Below are 13378 nucleotides of genomic sequence, written 5' to 3'. Positions count from 1 at the left end.
GCGGGCCGCCACACGCCATCATGCCTTGCACGCCGTCGCGTATTCGACCGTGACGGTGCGTTGTGGGCGCCGCGAGGAACGCGTCGGGACGCTTCCGCGCCTCATCCACGCGTCACGCTAGCGACCTTGTCGTTCTCGATCGTGAGCGTGCGGCGATCGGCCCGGTAATCGCGGGTGACCGGCAGGGCCTTGCCGTCCTGTACGCCGATTCGCCACGGACAGCCATGCAGCATCGTCTTCGCTTCGGCCAGCGTCTTGCCGACCAGCGCCTCGTCGCTCGGCGTATCCGGCGTGCAACTCGCACGTGTCTGCGTCTGCCCTTGCGCCGATCCCTGCGTCTGTCCCTGGATCGACGAATCGGCGGGGCCCTGCGTGCCCTGCATGCCGTGTGTACCGTCGCCCGGCGCGGCGTGCGCGCCGAAGGCCAGCGTCAGGCAGAGTGCAGCCACGGTGCTTCCCAGCACGCGTGCCGTGCAGTGGAGCGGTGTGCCGAACTTGTGAGTCGTATGCATCGTGATCCTCCTCGTGAAGCGATCGTGCGGTGCGGGATTGCACCACCTTGTCACCGTAGACAGCGGGATACACCGGGGCAAGGCGCGATGCACGTCGAGTTCCTTCAAACGCCTGATGCCGTAACGCATAGCGCTCATCGCAGCACAGAAATACGCAAGACACGTACTACCTTTTCTCCTCGTTCACCGTCTTAAGGTTCTCTTAAGGGAGCCTCTCTACGATCACACTCATGTTCAAACGTGGTCGTCGGTAAGGAGAGACTCATGCGGACCTCAAAGTTCACTCGTACGCTGGTTGCTGGTGCCGTACTCGTCGCATTGACGGGGGGCTACGTCGCGGGACGCCAGCATTGGCAAGCCCCGCTCGCCTCGGAAATTGTCAGCGATGCCAACGCGGCGTTGCCGGCTGCCGCTGCGGCGTCCAACACCCCGAATACCGCACCGCGCATGCTGGTGCCGGACTTTTCGCAACTGGCGGAACAATACGGACCGGCCGTAGTCAACATCAGTGTGACGCACGATGGGAAACCGTCGGCGAGTCGTGGCGCGGCCGCGATCCCGATGCCGCCGGGGATGGATCAGAACGATCCGTTGTTCCAGTTCTTCCGTCGTTTCTACGGTGCGCCGGGCAACGACGGTGGCGATGACAGCGGCGGCGACAGTGGGCCGACGCGCAGTCTCGGCTCGGGTTTCATCGTGAGTCCGGACGGTTACATCCTGACCAACGCGCACGTGGTCGACGGCGCAAGTCAGGTAACGGTGAAGCTCACTGACAAGCGCGAATACAAGGCGAAGGTCGTGGGCAGCGACAAGGCGAGCGATGTCGCCTTGATCAAGATCGCGGCGACGAATCTGCCGACGGTCAAGATCGGCGATCCGTCGAAGTCGAAGGCCGGCGAATGGGTGGTGGCCATCGGTTCGCCCTACGGCTTCGACAACACCGTGACGGCGGGCATCGTGTCGGCGAAGGCGCGTGCCTTGCCGGACGAGAACTACACGCCGTTCATTCAGACGGATGTGCCGGTCAACCCGGGCAACTCGGGCGGGCCGCTGTTCAACCTGAACGGTGAGGTCATCGGCATCAACTCGATGATCTATTCGCGCACCGGCGGCTTCCAGGGGCTGTCGTTCGCGATTCCGATCGACATGGCGATGAAGGTCAAGGCGCAGCTCCAGGAGTACGGCAAGGTGAGCCGAGGCCGCATCGGGGTGGCGATCCAGGAAGTGAACCAATCGCTCGCGAAGTCGTTCGGTCTGCCCAAGCCCACGGGCGCGCTGGTGTCGTCGATCGACAAGAACGGGCCGGCGGCCAAGTCCGATCTGAAGCCGGGTGACGTGATTCTGGCGGTCAACGGTGCGACCATCGAGGATTCGGTGCAGTTGCCCGAGAAGATTGCCGACATGCGGCCCGGCCAGAAGGCGACGCTCACGATCTGGCGCAATGGCGGCAAGCAGGACGTGAGCGTGACCGTCGCGGCGCTCAATGAAAAGCAGGACGCGGCAAGCAACGACGACGCATCCACACATGGGCGTCTGGGACTCGCGGTGCGTGAGCTCTCGCCGCAGGAGAAGCGCGCGGCGCAGGTCACCAACGGATTGCTGGTGGCCCGTGCAGGCGGTCCGGCGGAGCGGGCGGGAGTACAGGCGGGCGACATCATCCTGTCGCTCGACGGCACGCCGGTCACGAGCGCCGCGCAACTGAGCGAGAAGCTCAAGAAGGCGGGCAACAACGTTGCATTGCTCGTGCAGCGTGACGGGCAACAGATTTTCATCCCGGTCGATCTCGGCTGAGCCGAGGTGCGGTGTACCCGCGGGATGCCACGCACTACCTTGTGCGCCTGGGTGCCGATGGTCCATCGAGGACCGCTGAGCGCCCGGCGCGATCCGGCATCGTGAAGTGATGTGAGGTCATGAAACGGGAGGTCGAATATGTGGCAGCAATGGCAACAGTGGCAACGCCGGTCGGTGGCAGCCGCCACGGCCGCGGTTTTGGCAGCAGCGCTGGGTGGCCTGTCGACGGTATCGGTCGTATCGGTCGCCCATGCGCAGGGCGGCACGCTGCCGCCCACGATGCAGCAGGGCGACGTGTCGTATGTCTCGGGCGGTATCGACAGCGACGAGTCCGGCGCTTTCAAGCGGGAGGCGGCGCGCTGGCCGTTGTCCATCGAGATGGCGGCGCGCGGTGATGGCGCCAACGAGTACGTCGCTGATGCGCAAGTCCAGATCATGCGCGGCACCACCACGGTGCTCGATACGCGCGCGAAGGGGCCGTTCATGCTGGTCAAGGTGCCCCCGGGCAGCTACACCGTGAAGGCGACCTACAACGGCAGGCCGATGAGCAAGGAAGTGAAGGTGCCCGCGAAGGGGCACGCCGCCGCAACATTTCTGTGGCCGCACGACTGATGTGCCGAACGGCCGACGTGCGGATAGGCAGACGATGAGGCAACCCAGGCAGTAGCACTCTGTAAGGAGTGAGCGAGTTGCGCCGCCGAAAGGCGGCGCTTTTTTTTGCGCTGTCGCCAGGCAGACAGACGATTGCAGCGAAGGGATGGGGGACGGCGGATGGCGGAGCGCCGTGGGCGCCTACGCCTTTGGCCGAACGAAGTGATCGACGCCGCAACTACGTCGGCGAAGACGTGCGATCAGGCGGCGCGGTACGCGGCGGCGTCGCCGGGAGACGTTGTGTTGCCGGCGCCTTCGGCATTGCTGTCCGGGCCCTCGTCGGCGCCGCGCAAGGCAAACGTCTGCGTCACCGCGATGCCGTTCTTGATGGCTGTCATTTCAGCGAGGATCGCCACGGCGATCTCGGCAGGCGTGCGCGCCCCGAGGTGCATGCCGACCGGCCCGTGCAGCCGCTCGATCTCCGCCGTGCTCAGGTCGAACAGCGACAGACGTTCGCGGCGGCGCGCGTTGTTGATCCGCGAGCCGATGGCGCCGATGTAGAACGCCGGCGATTTGAGCGCTTCGAGCAGTGCCATGTCATCGAGCTTCGGATCGTGGGTGAGCGTGAGCACCGCGCTGTGCGAGTCGAGTTGCAGTCGCACGATCAGATCGTCGGGCATCTCGCGCGAGAACTCGGTGCCCGGCACTTGCCATTCGTCGGCATATTCTTCGCGCGGATCGCAGACGATGACGTGATAGTCGAGCGCGCAGGCCATGCTTGCCACGTACTTCGAGAGCTGTCCCGCGCCGATGACGACGAGCCGGCGGCGCGGACCGTGCGACGTGATGAGCCGCGCGCCGTCAAATTCGACAGGCGGTGTGCGATGGCCCGGCGCCATCTGCACGGCGCCGGTGATCATGTCGAGCTCGCGTACGACGAGCCGGAATTGTGCGATGGCGTCGAGCAGTTCCGCGATGCGCGACGTTTCGCGCACGGGCTCCAGCACGAGTTGCAGCGTGCCGCCGCAGGGCAATCCGAAACGGTGCGCTTCCTCGGCCGTCACACCGTAACTCGTGAGCTGTGGACGATCCTGCGGCCAGTCGCCGCCGCGGATGCGGGCGATGAGATCGTCCTCGACGCAGCCACCCGAGACGGAGCCGACCATGTGGCCGTCTTCGCGGATGGCGAGCATCGAGCCCACGGGGCGGGGCGCCGATCCCCAGGTGCGTACGACGGTGCCGAGCGTAACGAAAAAGCCCGCGCGCGACCACTGTACGGCGGACTTCAGCACTTCCAGATCGACACTGTCCATTGCACGGTTCCTTCGTCAATACGCGAGCGGCAATCTCTGCGAGGCAGGGGCCCCGGCGGGGTGGTCCCGTGGCATCGCGCGCGCAGTAAAGCGCGGCCGTGGATACGCGTAGGGCCCGAGGGACTGGCCGATGCCGACAATCAACCGCTCGTTGTGATGCGCCGAGTATATCGCGCCTCGGCTTGCGCTGTATTTCGTGCGATACGGCGGTGTGAGGCCGCTGTTCGTTGCGATTCGGGTGTGATGCGAGTGTGGGCCCGAGGCGATTCGGAGCGATCGGACCCGGGCAGAGACGACCGATCGGCGTTCGCGGAAGTCCGGCGATGTCGCGTGCACAAGGGCGGACTCACTGTCGCAGGGGCGGTATGACGCGAGGTAACTCGTGTCACAATATTTCGACATTCGACAGGTTTGCCGGGGTCGAGTGTGCGTGAAGACGGATGACCGCGGTGACGCCCGGGGCAGCGAAGTCAAACGAAGGCAAACGTAAGGGAGGGGCAATGGAACTACGGAACAGCCGGCAACTGCCGGTCGCCAGGGATGTCGCGTGGATTGCGCTGAACGACCCGGGAGTGTTGCGTCAGTGCATTCCGGGTTGCCAGTCGATCGAACGCGTCGACGACGCGACGTGGGATGTCGTCATCGTTGCGACGCTCGGCCCGATGGGCGGGCGCTGGAGCGGTCGGATCACGCTCACCGACGTGGTGCCGCCCACATCGTACGTATTGAATTTCGACGGACTGGGGTCCTCGGCCGGGCTCACCCGAGGTCGGGCGTCCGTGGCGCTGTTATCGCAAGGACCGATGAACACATTGCTGACCTACGATCTGACGGCGCAGTTCGGCGGCGAGTACGCCCATCTGGACGGCCCGCAGGCCGACGCCGCCGCGAACGCGCTCGCCGACACGTTCTTCACGCGCTTGATCGGGCTCGTCGCACCGCATCACAAGATCAACGACCCGATGGCGGCCGACGGCGAGGTGGCCGCCGCGCTCGCCGCGGACGCCGCCATGCGCGACGTACCGTCCGCACGCGGCAGGTTCGCGCGCTGGTGGCCGTGGGTGGTGGCGGTGCTCGTCCTGATTTTCATCGTGATGTGGGGCAACCATGCCAGCTGAGCGTCGGCGAGGCAGGAGACTTTCGGCGGACGCCACGACCGTCGCGCCGGACAGCGACGCCCTCGCACGCGAGTTGCTGGCCGCGGCGGAAGCACTGGAGGCCGCCGCCAAGCCGCCGGCACAGCCCGGGGTGGCCGGCTACGACGTACGCGTCCGGATTCGCGACGGCGAAACGCCCGTGTTCGGGCCCGGGCGCGTGGCATTGCTGCGCGCGATCGACGCGACGGGATCGATCTCGGCGGCGGCACGCCGCATGGGCATGTCGTACCGGCGGGCGTGGCTGCTCGTCGAGGCCATGAACCACGAGTTTCGCGAGCCGCTCGTCACGCGTCATATCGGCGGCGTCTCCGGTGGCGGCGCTGCACTCACGCCGTTTGCGCAGAATCTCGCGGCGCATTACGACACACTGCTCAGAGAAATCCGCTCGCTGCTCGACGCGCGCGTACCGATCTTCGACGCCTATCTCAAGGACGGCAAAGCCGTCGATCCTGACGCGTAAGCCGCGTCGTCCACGCCTCTTCACCGCCTCCCTCGATACGACTGCCGCTTCGCCCGTATCCCCGGGCGGCGGCAAGCTATCACGAAAACGTTTATTTTCCGTGAGGACTTCGTCACCGGCCTGACGCGACACTCGTTCCATCGACGCCAACCCGGCGATGGAGGCTCCGATGTCCGATCTGTCCACTCTGACGAAGTCCGCGCCGCAGCGCGCGGCCCAGCCGGGCTGGCTGCGCATCACGCACTGGCTCAACGTGCTGGCCGTGGTCGTCATGGTGACGAGCGGCTGGCGAATCTATAACGCCTCGCCCCTGTTCGACTTTCGCTTTGCCAACGGCATCACGCTGGGCGGCTGGCTCGGCGGCGCGCTTCGCTGGCACTTCGCGGCGATGTGGCTGCTCGCGGCCAACGGCGTGGTCTATCTGCTGATGAATGCCGGCAGCGGACGATTTCGGCGCCGCTTCTTCCCGCTGACGCTGCACGGTGTACTGCACGATGCGCTCGCCGCGCTGCGCGGCCGTCTCGCGCACGACGACCCGCGCCACTACAACCAGGTACAGCGCGCGGCCTATCTCTTCGCGGTGCTCGATCTCATCCTGCTCGTGGCTTCGGGGCTTGCCATCTGGAAGCCGGTGCAGCTCGGGTGGCTGTGCGCCATGTTCGGCGGCTTTCAGGGGGCGCGCTGGGTGCATTTCCTGGCGATGTCGGGCCTTGTCGGGTTCGTGGTCGTACACGTCGCGATGGTGGTGCTCGTGCCGCGCACGTTGCGCACCATGATCATCGGGCGCTGAACGCCTGTGCCGCGCGCTGGAGAACTCACATGACACTGGAACGAAAATCCCCCATGCCTGGCCCATCCGCCAATGCCCCGGACGTGCGCGACGGCGACGCGATCCTGCGCGAAGCCCGGGCGCTGGTGACGCGACGCGTGGCCGAACCTTCACGCCGCGCGTTTCTGTCCCGAACGCTCTCGCTTGGCGGAGTGGCCCTGCTCTCGGGCTGCTCGTTGGACGACAACGCGAGCGTCGAGTCGGCGCTCGACAGGATTTCACGCTGGAACGATCGCGTGCAGGCGGCGCTGTTCCGGCAGGACGTGCTCGCACCGACGTTCCCGGCGTCGCGCATCACGCGTCCGTTCCCGTTCAATGCGTTTTACACGATGGATGAAGCCCCGGTCGTCGACGAATCCGATTACCGGCTGGAGCTCTCAGGGCTGATCGCCGATCGCGCGCCCTGGACGCTCGACGCGTTGCGCCGCTTCGCCGCGCCCCGCATGGCCGATCAGATCACCCGCCATGTTTGCGTGGAAGGATGGAGTGCCATCGGACGCTGGGGCGGCGTGACGTTCGCCGACTTCTTGCGTCGTATCGGTGCAGACACCACGGCACGGTACGTCGGCTTCCAATGCGCGGACGACTACTACACGAGCATCGACATGCCGACGGCGTTGCACCCGCAAACGCTGCTCGCGCTGACCTACGACGGCCAGACGCTGCCGAGGGCATACGGCTTTCCGATGAAGCTGCGTATCCCGACGAAGCTCGGCTACAAGAATCCCAAACACATCCGCGCGATATTCGTGACCAACACGTATCCGGGCGGGTATTGGGAGGACCAGGGCTACAACTGGTTCGGCGGCAGTTGATGCGGCCGCCGGAGCCTCCGGCACGCTCGACTGCACGGCAACGGAGCGCATGCGACGTGCGCTCGCAACCCCTCACACTTGGAGGTACACGAAGATGAAGACGCGATATCTGGCGGTGATGGCAATGGCAATGGCAATGGCGACGGCGCTCGGCACGGGTGCGGCATTCGCGCAGGACGCCATGAGCAAAGGCGATGCGATGTCCAAGGGCGACGCCATGCGCAAGCCGGACGCCATGAGCAAGGACATGGACAAGAGCGGCAAGATGTCCAAGGGCGACGCAATGGGCAAGCACGACGCCATGTCCAAAGGCGGCGCGATGAGCAAGAAGGACGCCATGGGCAAGGGCGATGCCATGGGTAAAGGAGACGCCATGGGCAAAAGCCAGTAAATTCATCGCGCGAGGAACGACAAAGGCGTCGCAGCGGAGGGCCGTTGCGACGCCTTTGTCATCGATGCGCCGACGCAAGAACGCCCTGACGCCCTAACGTGTCAGCGCGATCGACTTGATCAGCAGATACACGTCGCGTCCCGGCGCGAGCTGCAGTTGATCGGCGGAATAGCGCGTGATGCGTGCGTGCACGGCCGTCGCGGCCGGATCGCCGAGGAGCGTGGCGCCCACCTCCACCGAATCGCCGAGATCGCGCAGCGTCGCGACCCGCGCGGGCAACACATTGAGCACGCTGGTGTCCACCGGCGGCGTGGTCGCCACGGCCACGTCGCGCGCGCGCACGAGAATGCGGCAGGCGTCGCCCGCTTCGCCGCCGGCTCTCGGCACGCGCAGCCGGACCGCGGCGTTGCCGTTGACGGCGAGTTCGGTCAGCCCGTACTGCGCGTCGTGCGCCACGATGCACGTCTCGAGCACGGTACCGGAGGCTTGCTCGGCGCCGTCCAGCGCCTCGCGATGTAAGTTGAGCACATCGGCCGGTGCGCCTTGCGTGATGGTCCTGCCTTCGCGAAACAGCACGACCTGGTCCGCGAGCCGCATGACTTCATCGAGCGAATGCGTCACGTACAGCACCGGCAGCTTCAGCTCGTGGCGGATGCGATTCAGGTAGTCGAGTACTTCGAGACGGCGCGCGTGATCGAGCGAGGCGAGCGGTTCGTCCATGAGCAGCATGCGCGGGCACGAGAGCAGGGCGCGACCGATGCCGACACGTTGCTTCTCGCCGCCGGAGAGCGCTCCCGGGCGGCGAGCGAGCAGATGCCCGAGGTTGAGTACCTCGAGCACATGCTCGAAGGCGATCGCGCCAGCGCCGGCGGCGGCCACGTCGCGGCGCCGCAGCCAACGCCCGAACAGCAGGTTCTGCCGCACCGTCAGGTGCGGCAGCAGGCGGGCGTCCTGGAACACATAGCCGATGCGGCGACGCCACGTCGGCAGGCACACCTTGGCGGTACTGTCGAAAAGTACCTCGCCGCCGACGACGATGCGTCCGGCGTCGGGTTCGAGCAGACCCGAGACCGCATTGACGACGGTGCTCTTGCCGCTGCCCGAAGGGCCGAACAGCGCCGTGACGCCTGTGCCGGCCGCGAACGTCGCATCGAGCGCGAAGGCGCCGAAACGATGCTGGAGGCGAACGTCAACCGTCATGACCGAGCGCCTTGCGATTGCCGAAGCGGATCATCGCTTCGGAGAAGATGAGCGTGGCCACCGCGAGCACCACCGAGATCGCGCACAGGCGCCAGACCATCGCATCGCCGTCGGGGATCTGTGTCGCGGTATAGATCGCCAGCGGCAGCGTCTGTGTCTGACCAGGAATGTTGGAGACGAACGTGATCGTGGCGCCGAACTCGCCGAGCGCGCGCGCGAACGCGAGCACGAAGCCATGCAGCACGCCGGTGGACGTGAGCGGCAGGGTGACCGTGAGGAACGTGAGCCATGGACCCGCGCCGAGCGTCTGCGCGGCCTGTTCCAGCTTGGTGTCGCAGGCTTCGAGTGCCTGACGGATCGCGCGCACGAGCAGCGGGAAGCCCATCACCCCGGCGGCCAGCGCGGCGCCCGTCCAGCGAAACGCGAAGGTGAAGTGGAACCACTCGCGAAGCAGTTTGCCGATGGCGCCTTGCGCGCCAAAGAGCACGAGCAGGGCGAAGCCGACCACGACCGGTGGCAGCACGAGCGGCAAATGCAGGATGGCATCGAGCAGCGCCTTGCCGGGGAACTGCCGGCGGGCGAGTACCCAGGCCGCGGCGTAGGCGAAGGGCAGGCTGCAAAGCGTGCCCCACAACCCGACGCGCAGGCTGAGTTCGACGATGCCCCATTCTTCCGAGGTGAGGCCCATGGACGATGCCGTTACGGGCGGCCGAAGCCGTAGCGTTGGAACGTGGCCTGTGCGGCAGGCGTCTGCAGGAATCTGTAGAACGGATCGGCGTCGGCGCGATTGGCCTGCTTCGTTACTGCCACCGGGTAGACGATCGGTGCATGGCTGTCGGCCGGGAACGTGCCCGCGATGCGCACACGCTTCTCGGCGTTCGCGTCGGTCCTGTAGACGATGCCGTATGGCGCCTCGCCGCGTGCGACCAGCAACAGCGCATTGCGCACGTTGTCGGCGGCGGCGACCTTGCCCTGCACCTTCGACCAGACGCCGAGCTTCTCCAGCGCTGCCTTGCCGTACAGACCTGCCGGCACGTGTGCCGGGTCGCCCATGGCAAGCTTGCCGTTGCCGAGCCTGGCGTCGAGATCCGTGCTCGTCTTCAGGTTAACGTCGCCCGAGGTCGTCGCTGGGGCGATCAGCACGAGCTCGTTGCCGAGCAGATTGCGACGCGTCGTCGTGTCGATCAGGTCGTGCTTCTGCGCGTAGTCCATCCAGTCCTGGTCGGCCGAGATGAACACGTCGGCCGGCGCACCCTTTTCGATCTGACGCGCCAGCGTCGAGCTCGCGCCGTACACCAGCACCGGCTTCTTGCCGGTTTCCTTGGTGTAGGCCGCGGACAGATCGTCGAGCGCGTCCTTCATGCTCGCGGCGGCGAATACCTGCTGCGCGGCGGCATGGCTGGCAAACAACAGGCTCGCGCCGACGGCGACGACGCCCAGTGCGCGATGCAGCAGGGCGGAGGGCTTGCGGGATCGGGACTTGGGGCTAGCGGTTACGGCGGCTTTCACAGACGAGGTCTCCAGCGTGGGGTGGCTAGGTCGGCTTCGGGGCGATGCGTCCTCGGGAGCCGGCATTGTGGTGCAGCCCGGCGGCAAGGCCGGACTGTCTGTCGTGTGCGGCAGGGCCGCGCGGACGGAGCGATAACAGGGGGCTCGCAGCGCGTTGTGTAGGATTATATATAACGACGCGGAACTGTACAGATATACGAGGTATCACGGCATACGAATGCCCTTCGATGCGGTGAGGTCGCGCGGACAATGAGAGAAATCGGGACGTTTTGGGCGGTGACGCCGGAATGGAGCGAGTCCGGAGGGGACGGGCGGTGGGGAATACAAAGGCAGGTGCCGGATGCCGGCGCCTGCTAATTAATCATACGTAGCAAATCGCCGGGATTTCCGATTCCCCCGAGGCGAGGATCAGGCCGAGGCGGGCGTCGACGTGGCCGGCTGGTGCACCAGATCGACCGAGTCGTCCGCCTTGAGCATGGCCGGGCTGGTGCGCAGCATGTCGAAGAAGCCGTCGACCACGGCGTCGCATTCCAGGCCCAGGTCGTAGTCGGGCAGGAACAGCCAGTCCGACATCATGCCGACCACCAGCGCGTGCAACATGATCGCCGCGCGCCGGGTGTCGAGTCTTTCAGGCAACTGCTTTCGCTCGATGGCGCGCTTCATGTCCTTCATGATGCGGGCCTTGCCGTCGGCACAGGCTTCGCGCTGGCGCTCCAGCACCGAGAGCATCTCCTCGGTGTATTCACATTTGTGGAACAGAATGTCGAGCACGCGGCGACGACGCTCGTTGCGCGCCGTCTCCTTGAGCACGAGCTTGCAGATCTCGTGCATGCGAAGCACCGGATCGCCGTCTTCGGGCTCCGTGCACTCCTCGTCGATCATGCGCTCCATCGGCAAACGGATGCGATCGGTCATCGCGTTGAACAGATCGATCTTGTTCTTGAAGTGCCAGTATATGGCGCCGCGGGTGAGGCCGGCGGCTTCGGCGATGTCGGCAAGCGATGTGCGCGACACGCCCTTCTGTGCGAACACCGTCTCGGCGGTGTCGAGCAACAGATTGCGAGTCTCGATCGCTTCCTCTTTGGTTCTGCGAGCCATCTTGTGTCACGGGGGCGGCGAAAATTTGCGAAATGCCATGTAAACCGCGGCGCGCTTAGTGCGACGCAATATGATTTACATACATTCATGAATGTATCTATAATAGCAGCCGCTTGCTCTATTGCACAGGGTGCATTTAAGCTCCTCCGTCTAAGGGAAACACCCCGGATGGCCTGGGGCGCGAATCGACCGGGAAGTGCCGCATGGTGCTTTTGGTCATTCGCCTTGGTGTCCCGGAGCCTGTTCGACGATCTCATACGAGTGCCAGAGCGCGCGGCGCAGGCCGCGCACCGGGGGGCGTCTTCGCGACTGCTTTCCGGTTTTTCACCGGTGGCCTGCTCATGCGGGCGTCAGGCACTCGCCGACCCGCCTATGCGCGACGGGATTGTGGACCGGCCTTCGCCGTCGCAATCGTCGCAGCGTACTTGTCATTTTGTTTGACCGCATTCCATTTATCGGGGGCGTATATGCACGTCAAGAGAAGTTCACTGGGGATGGTCACTGCCGTAGCACTCGCGGTCGTGACCCTGGCCGCGTGCGGCAAGAAGCCGCCGCAGCAGCAGGGCATGGTGCCGGAAGTCGGCGTCGTGACGCTGCAACCCCAGAACGTAACACTGACGACCGATCTGCCCGGACGTACCGCGCCTTTCCGCGTAGCCGACGTGCGCGCGCGCGTCGACGGCATCGTGCTCAAGCGCGATTTCACCGAGGGCGGTGACGTCAAGGCAGGCCAGCGTCTGTACAAGATCGATCCGGCAACGTATCAGGCCGCTTACGAGAACGCCAAGGCCACGCTGGCCAAGGCGGTCGCGAACCAGGCGTCGACCAAGCTGTTGGCCGATCGTTACAAGCAACTCGTGGCCGTGGAAGCGGTGTCGAAGCAGGACTACGACAACGCCGTGGCTGCCGCACTGCAGGCCGACGCCGACGTGCAGGCCGGCAAGGCGGCCGTCGAAACGGCCAAGATCAACCTGAGCTACACCGACGTGCCGGCCCCGATCTCGGGCCGTACGGGGCTGTCGCAGGTGACCGAGGGCGCGTACGTGCAGGCGGGCGCCGCCACGCTCATGACGACCGTTCAGCAGATCGATCCGATGTACGTGGACGTGACGCAATCGGCCGCCGACGGTCTGCGTCTGCGCCGCGCGCTGGCCGACGGCAAGCTGCAGAGCGCGGGCAAGAATGCCGCGCGCGTGGAACTGACGCTGGAAGACGGCACGAAGTATCCGCTCGAAGGCAAGCTGCAGTTCTCGGACATCACTGTCGATCAGGCGACCGGCTCGGTGACGGTTCGCGCCATCTTCCCGAACCCGAATCGCGAGTTGCTGCCCGGCATGTTCGTGCACGCGAAGCTCGCCGAAGGCGTGAAGGAAGGCGGTCTGCTCGTGCCGCAGCAAGGCGTCACGCGCGACCAGAAGGGCCAGCCGACGGCATTGATCGTGAACAAGGAAGGCAAGATCGAGTTGCGTCAACTGGTTACCGATCGTGCGATCGGGGACAAGTGGCTGGTGAGCTCGGGTCTGGCCGCGGGCGATCAGGTCATCGTGTCCGGACTTCAGCGGGCGCGCCCGGGCTCGCCGGCGAAGGCGGTTCCGGCGCAGTTGCCGGGTAGCGAGGCGCAATCGCCGACAGGCGCGAGCGCACCGGCCGCCGCCGCCCCCGCATCGCAGGCGAATGCCGCCTCTAGCGCCAAAGCCCAATAACGCGGAGCC

General features: G+C 65.7%; 14 protein-coding genes. 8 read left to right on the top strand and 6 right to left on the bottom strand.

Annotated elements, in window-relative coordinates; translation table 11 throughout:
* Positions 1-101: 101 nt before the first annotated feature.
* The gene (locus RO07_RS18590) at positions 102-512 is read right to left on the bottom strand and encodes a hypothetical protein (RefSeq protein WP_084072700.1); all 411 of its coding nucleotides are present in this window, start codon (positions 510-512) and stop codon (positions 102-104) included.
* 264 nt (positions 513-776) lie between these two features.
* Between RO07_RS18590 and RO07_RS18585 the strand changes: the two genes are divergently transcribed.
* Positions 777-2303: a DegQ family serine endoprotease gene (locus tag RO07_RS18585; protein ID WP_039404770.1), complete on the top strand. Its 1527-nt coding sequence runs from the start codon at positions 777-779 to the stop codon at positions 2301-2303.
* Positions 2304-2441: 138 nt separating this feature from the next.
* On the top strand, positions 2442-2915 hold the full coding sequence (locus RO07_RS18580; RefSeq protein WP_039404768.1) for a peptidase associated/transthyretin-like domain-containing protein: 474 nt from the start codon (positions 2442-2444) through the stop codon (positions 2913-2915).
* A gap of 239 nt (positions 2916-3154) precedes the next feature.
* Here the strand turns inward: RO07_RS18580 and RO07_RS18575 are convergent, their stop codons facing one another.
* A complete protein-coding gene (locus tag RO07_RS18575; RefSeq protein WP_237171294.1) occupies positions 3155-4207 on the bottom strand; it encodes an XdhC family protein in 1053 nt (350 codons plus the stop codon).
* Between the two features lie 500 nt (positions 4208-4707).
* Between RO07_RS18575 and RO07_RS18570 the strand changes: the two genes are divergently transcribed.
* The 5 genes from RO07_RS18570 (at position 4708) to RO07_RS18550 (ending at position 7859) form a co-directional block, all read left to right on the top strand.
* The gene (locus RO07_RS18570; RefSeq protein ID WP_052266713.1) at positions 4708-5325 is read left to right on the top strand and encodes a CoxG family protein; all 618 of its coding nucleotides are present in this window, start codon (positions 4708-4710) and stop codon (positions 5323-5325) included.
* Positions 5315-5824, top strand: coding sequence for a winged helix-turn-helix domain-containing protein (locus RO07_RS18565; RefSeq protein ID WP_084072698.1), 510 nt, complete (start codon positions 5315-5317; stop codon positions 5822-5824). The genes RO07_RS18570 and RO07_RS18565 overlap by 11 nt, the downstream gene beginning before the upstream one ends.
* Before the next feature lie 169 nt (positions 5825-5993).
* Entirely contained in the window at positions 5994-6614 is a 621-nt protein-coding gene (locus RO07_RS18560) for a cytochrome b/b6 domain-containing protein (protein ID WP_039404767.1), read from the top strand.
* A 29-nt stretch (positions 6615-6643) separates the two neighbouring features.
* Entirely contained in the window at positions 6644-7468 is an 825-nt protein-coding gene (locus RO07_RS18555) for a molybdopterin-dependent oxidoreductase (RefSeq protein WP_052266712.1), read from the top strand.
* A gap of 94 nt (positions 7469-7562) precedes the next feature.
* The gene (locus RO07_RS18550) at positions 7563-7859 is read left to right on the top strand and encodes a hypothetical protein (RefSeq protein ID WP_039404766.1); all 297 of its coding nucleotides are present in this window, start codon (positions 7563-7565) and stop codon (positions 7857-7859) included.
* Between the two features lie 93 nt (positions 7860-7952).
* Here RO07_RS18550 and modC read toward each other — a convergent pair whose 3' ends face one another.
* The 4 genes from modC to RO07_RS18530 all read right to left on the bottom strand — a co-directional run bounded on the left by modC (position 7953) and on the right by RO07_RS18530 (position 11666).
* Entirely contained in the window at positions 7953-9059 is a 1107-nt protein-coding gene (gene modC, locus RO07_RS18545; RefSeq protein ID WP_039404764.1) for a molybdenum ABC transporter ATP-binding protein, read from the bottom strand.
* Positions 9049-9747, bottom strand: coding sequence for a molybdate ABC transporter permease subunit (gene modB, locus RO07_RS18540; protein ID WP_039404762.1), 699 nt, complete (start codon positions 9745-9747; stop codon positions 9049-9051). Before modB ends, modC begins: the two co-directional genes overlap by 11 nt.
* 11 nt (positions 9748-9758) lie before the next feature.
* A complete protein-coding gene (gene modA / locus RO07_RS18535) occupies positions 9759-10568 on the bottom strand; it encodes a molybdate ABC transporter substrate-binding protein (RefSeq protein ID WP_237171293.1) in 810 nt (269 codons plus the stop codon).
* Between the two features lie 408 nt (positions 10569-10976).
* Complete coding sequence (locus RO07_RS18530) at positions 10977-11666, bottom strand: TetR family transcriptional regulator (RefSeq protein WP_052266711.1); 690 nt, start codon at positions 11664-11666, stop codon at positions 10977-10979.
* A 467-nt stretch (positions 11667-12133) separates the two neighbouring features.
* On the opposite strand from RO07_RS18530, the gene RO07_RS18525 reads away from it, so the two are divergent.
* Positions 12134-13369, top strand: coding sequence for an efflux RND transporter periplasmic adaptor subunit (locus RO07_RS18525; RefSeq protein WP_039404760.1), 1236 nt, complete (start codon positions 12134-12136; stop codon positions 13367-13369).
* Positions 13370-13378: the final 9 nt, after the last annotated feature.

The organism is Pandoraea pulmonicola (assembly GCF_000815105.2).
Taxonomy (GTDB): Bacteria; Pseudomonadota; Gammaproteobacteria; order Burkholderiales; family Burkholderiaceae; genus Pandoraea; species Pandoraea pulmonicola.
This window is presented reverse-complemented; position numbering and strand designations above follow the sequence as displayed.

What these genes read in the sequence shown, in the direction of transcription:
- RO07_RS18590 (WP_084072700.1), bottom strand. Translation starts at nt 512, where the DNA reads ATGCATACGACTCACAAGTTCGGCACACCGCTCCACTGCACGGCACGC.
- RO07_RS18585 (WP_039404770.1), top strand. Translation starts at nt 777, where the DNA reads ATGCGGACCTCAAAGTTCACTCGTACGCTGGTTGCTGGTGCCGTACTC.
- RO07_RS18580 (WP_039404768.1), top strand. Translation starts at nt 2,442, where the DNA reads ATGTGGCAGCAATGGCAACAGTGGCAACGCCGGTCGGTGGCAGCCGCC.
- RO07_RS18575 (WP_237171294.1), bottom strand. Translation starts at nt 4,207, where the DNA reads ATGGACAGTGTCGATCTGGAAGTGCTGAAGTCCGCCGTACAGTGGTCG.
- RO07_RS18570 (WP_052266713.1), top strand. Translation starts at nt 4,708, where the DNA reads ATGGAACTACGGAACAGCCGGCAACTGCCGGTCGCCAGGGATGTCGCG.
- RO07_RS18565 (WP_084072698.1), top strand. Translation starts at nt 5,315, where the DNA reads ATGCCAGCTGAGCGTCGGCGAGGCAGGAGACTTTCGGCGGACGCCACG.
- RO07_RS18560 (WP_039404767.1), top strand. Translation starts at nt 5,994, where the DNA reads ATGTCCGATCTGTCCACTCTGACGAAGTCCGCGCCGCAGCGCGCGGCC.
- RO07_RS18555 (WP_052266712.1), top strand. Translation starts at nt 6,644, where the DNA reads ATGACACTGGAACGAAAATCCCCCATGCCTGGCCCATCCGCCAATGCC.
- RO07_RS18550 (WP_039404766.1), top strand. Translation starts at nt 7,563, where the DNA reads ATGAAGACGCGATATCTGGCGGTGATGGCAATGGCAATGGCAATGGCG.
- modC (WP_039404764.1), bottom strand. Translation starts at nt 9,059, where the DNA reads ATGACGGTTGACGTTCGCCTCCAGCATCGTTTCGGCGCCTTCGCGCTC.
- modB (WP_039404762.1), bottom strand. Translation starts at nt 9,747, where the DNA reads ATGGGCCTCACCTCGGAAGAATGGGGCATCGTCGAACTCAGCCTGCGC.
- RO07_RS18530 (WP_052266711.1), bottom strand. Translation starts at nt 11,666, where the DNA reads ATGGCTCGCAGAACCAAAGAGGAAGCGATCGAGACTCGCAATCTGTTG.
- RO07_RS18525 (WP_039404760.1), top strand. Translation starts at nt 12,134, where the DNA reads ATGCACGTCAAGAGAAGTTCACTGGGGATGGTCACTGCCGTAGCACTC.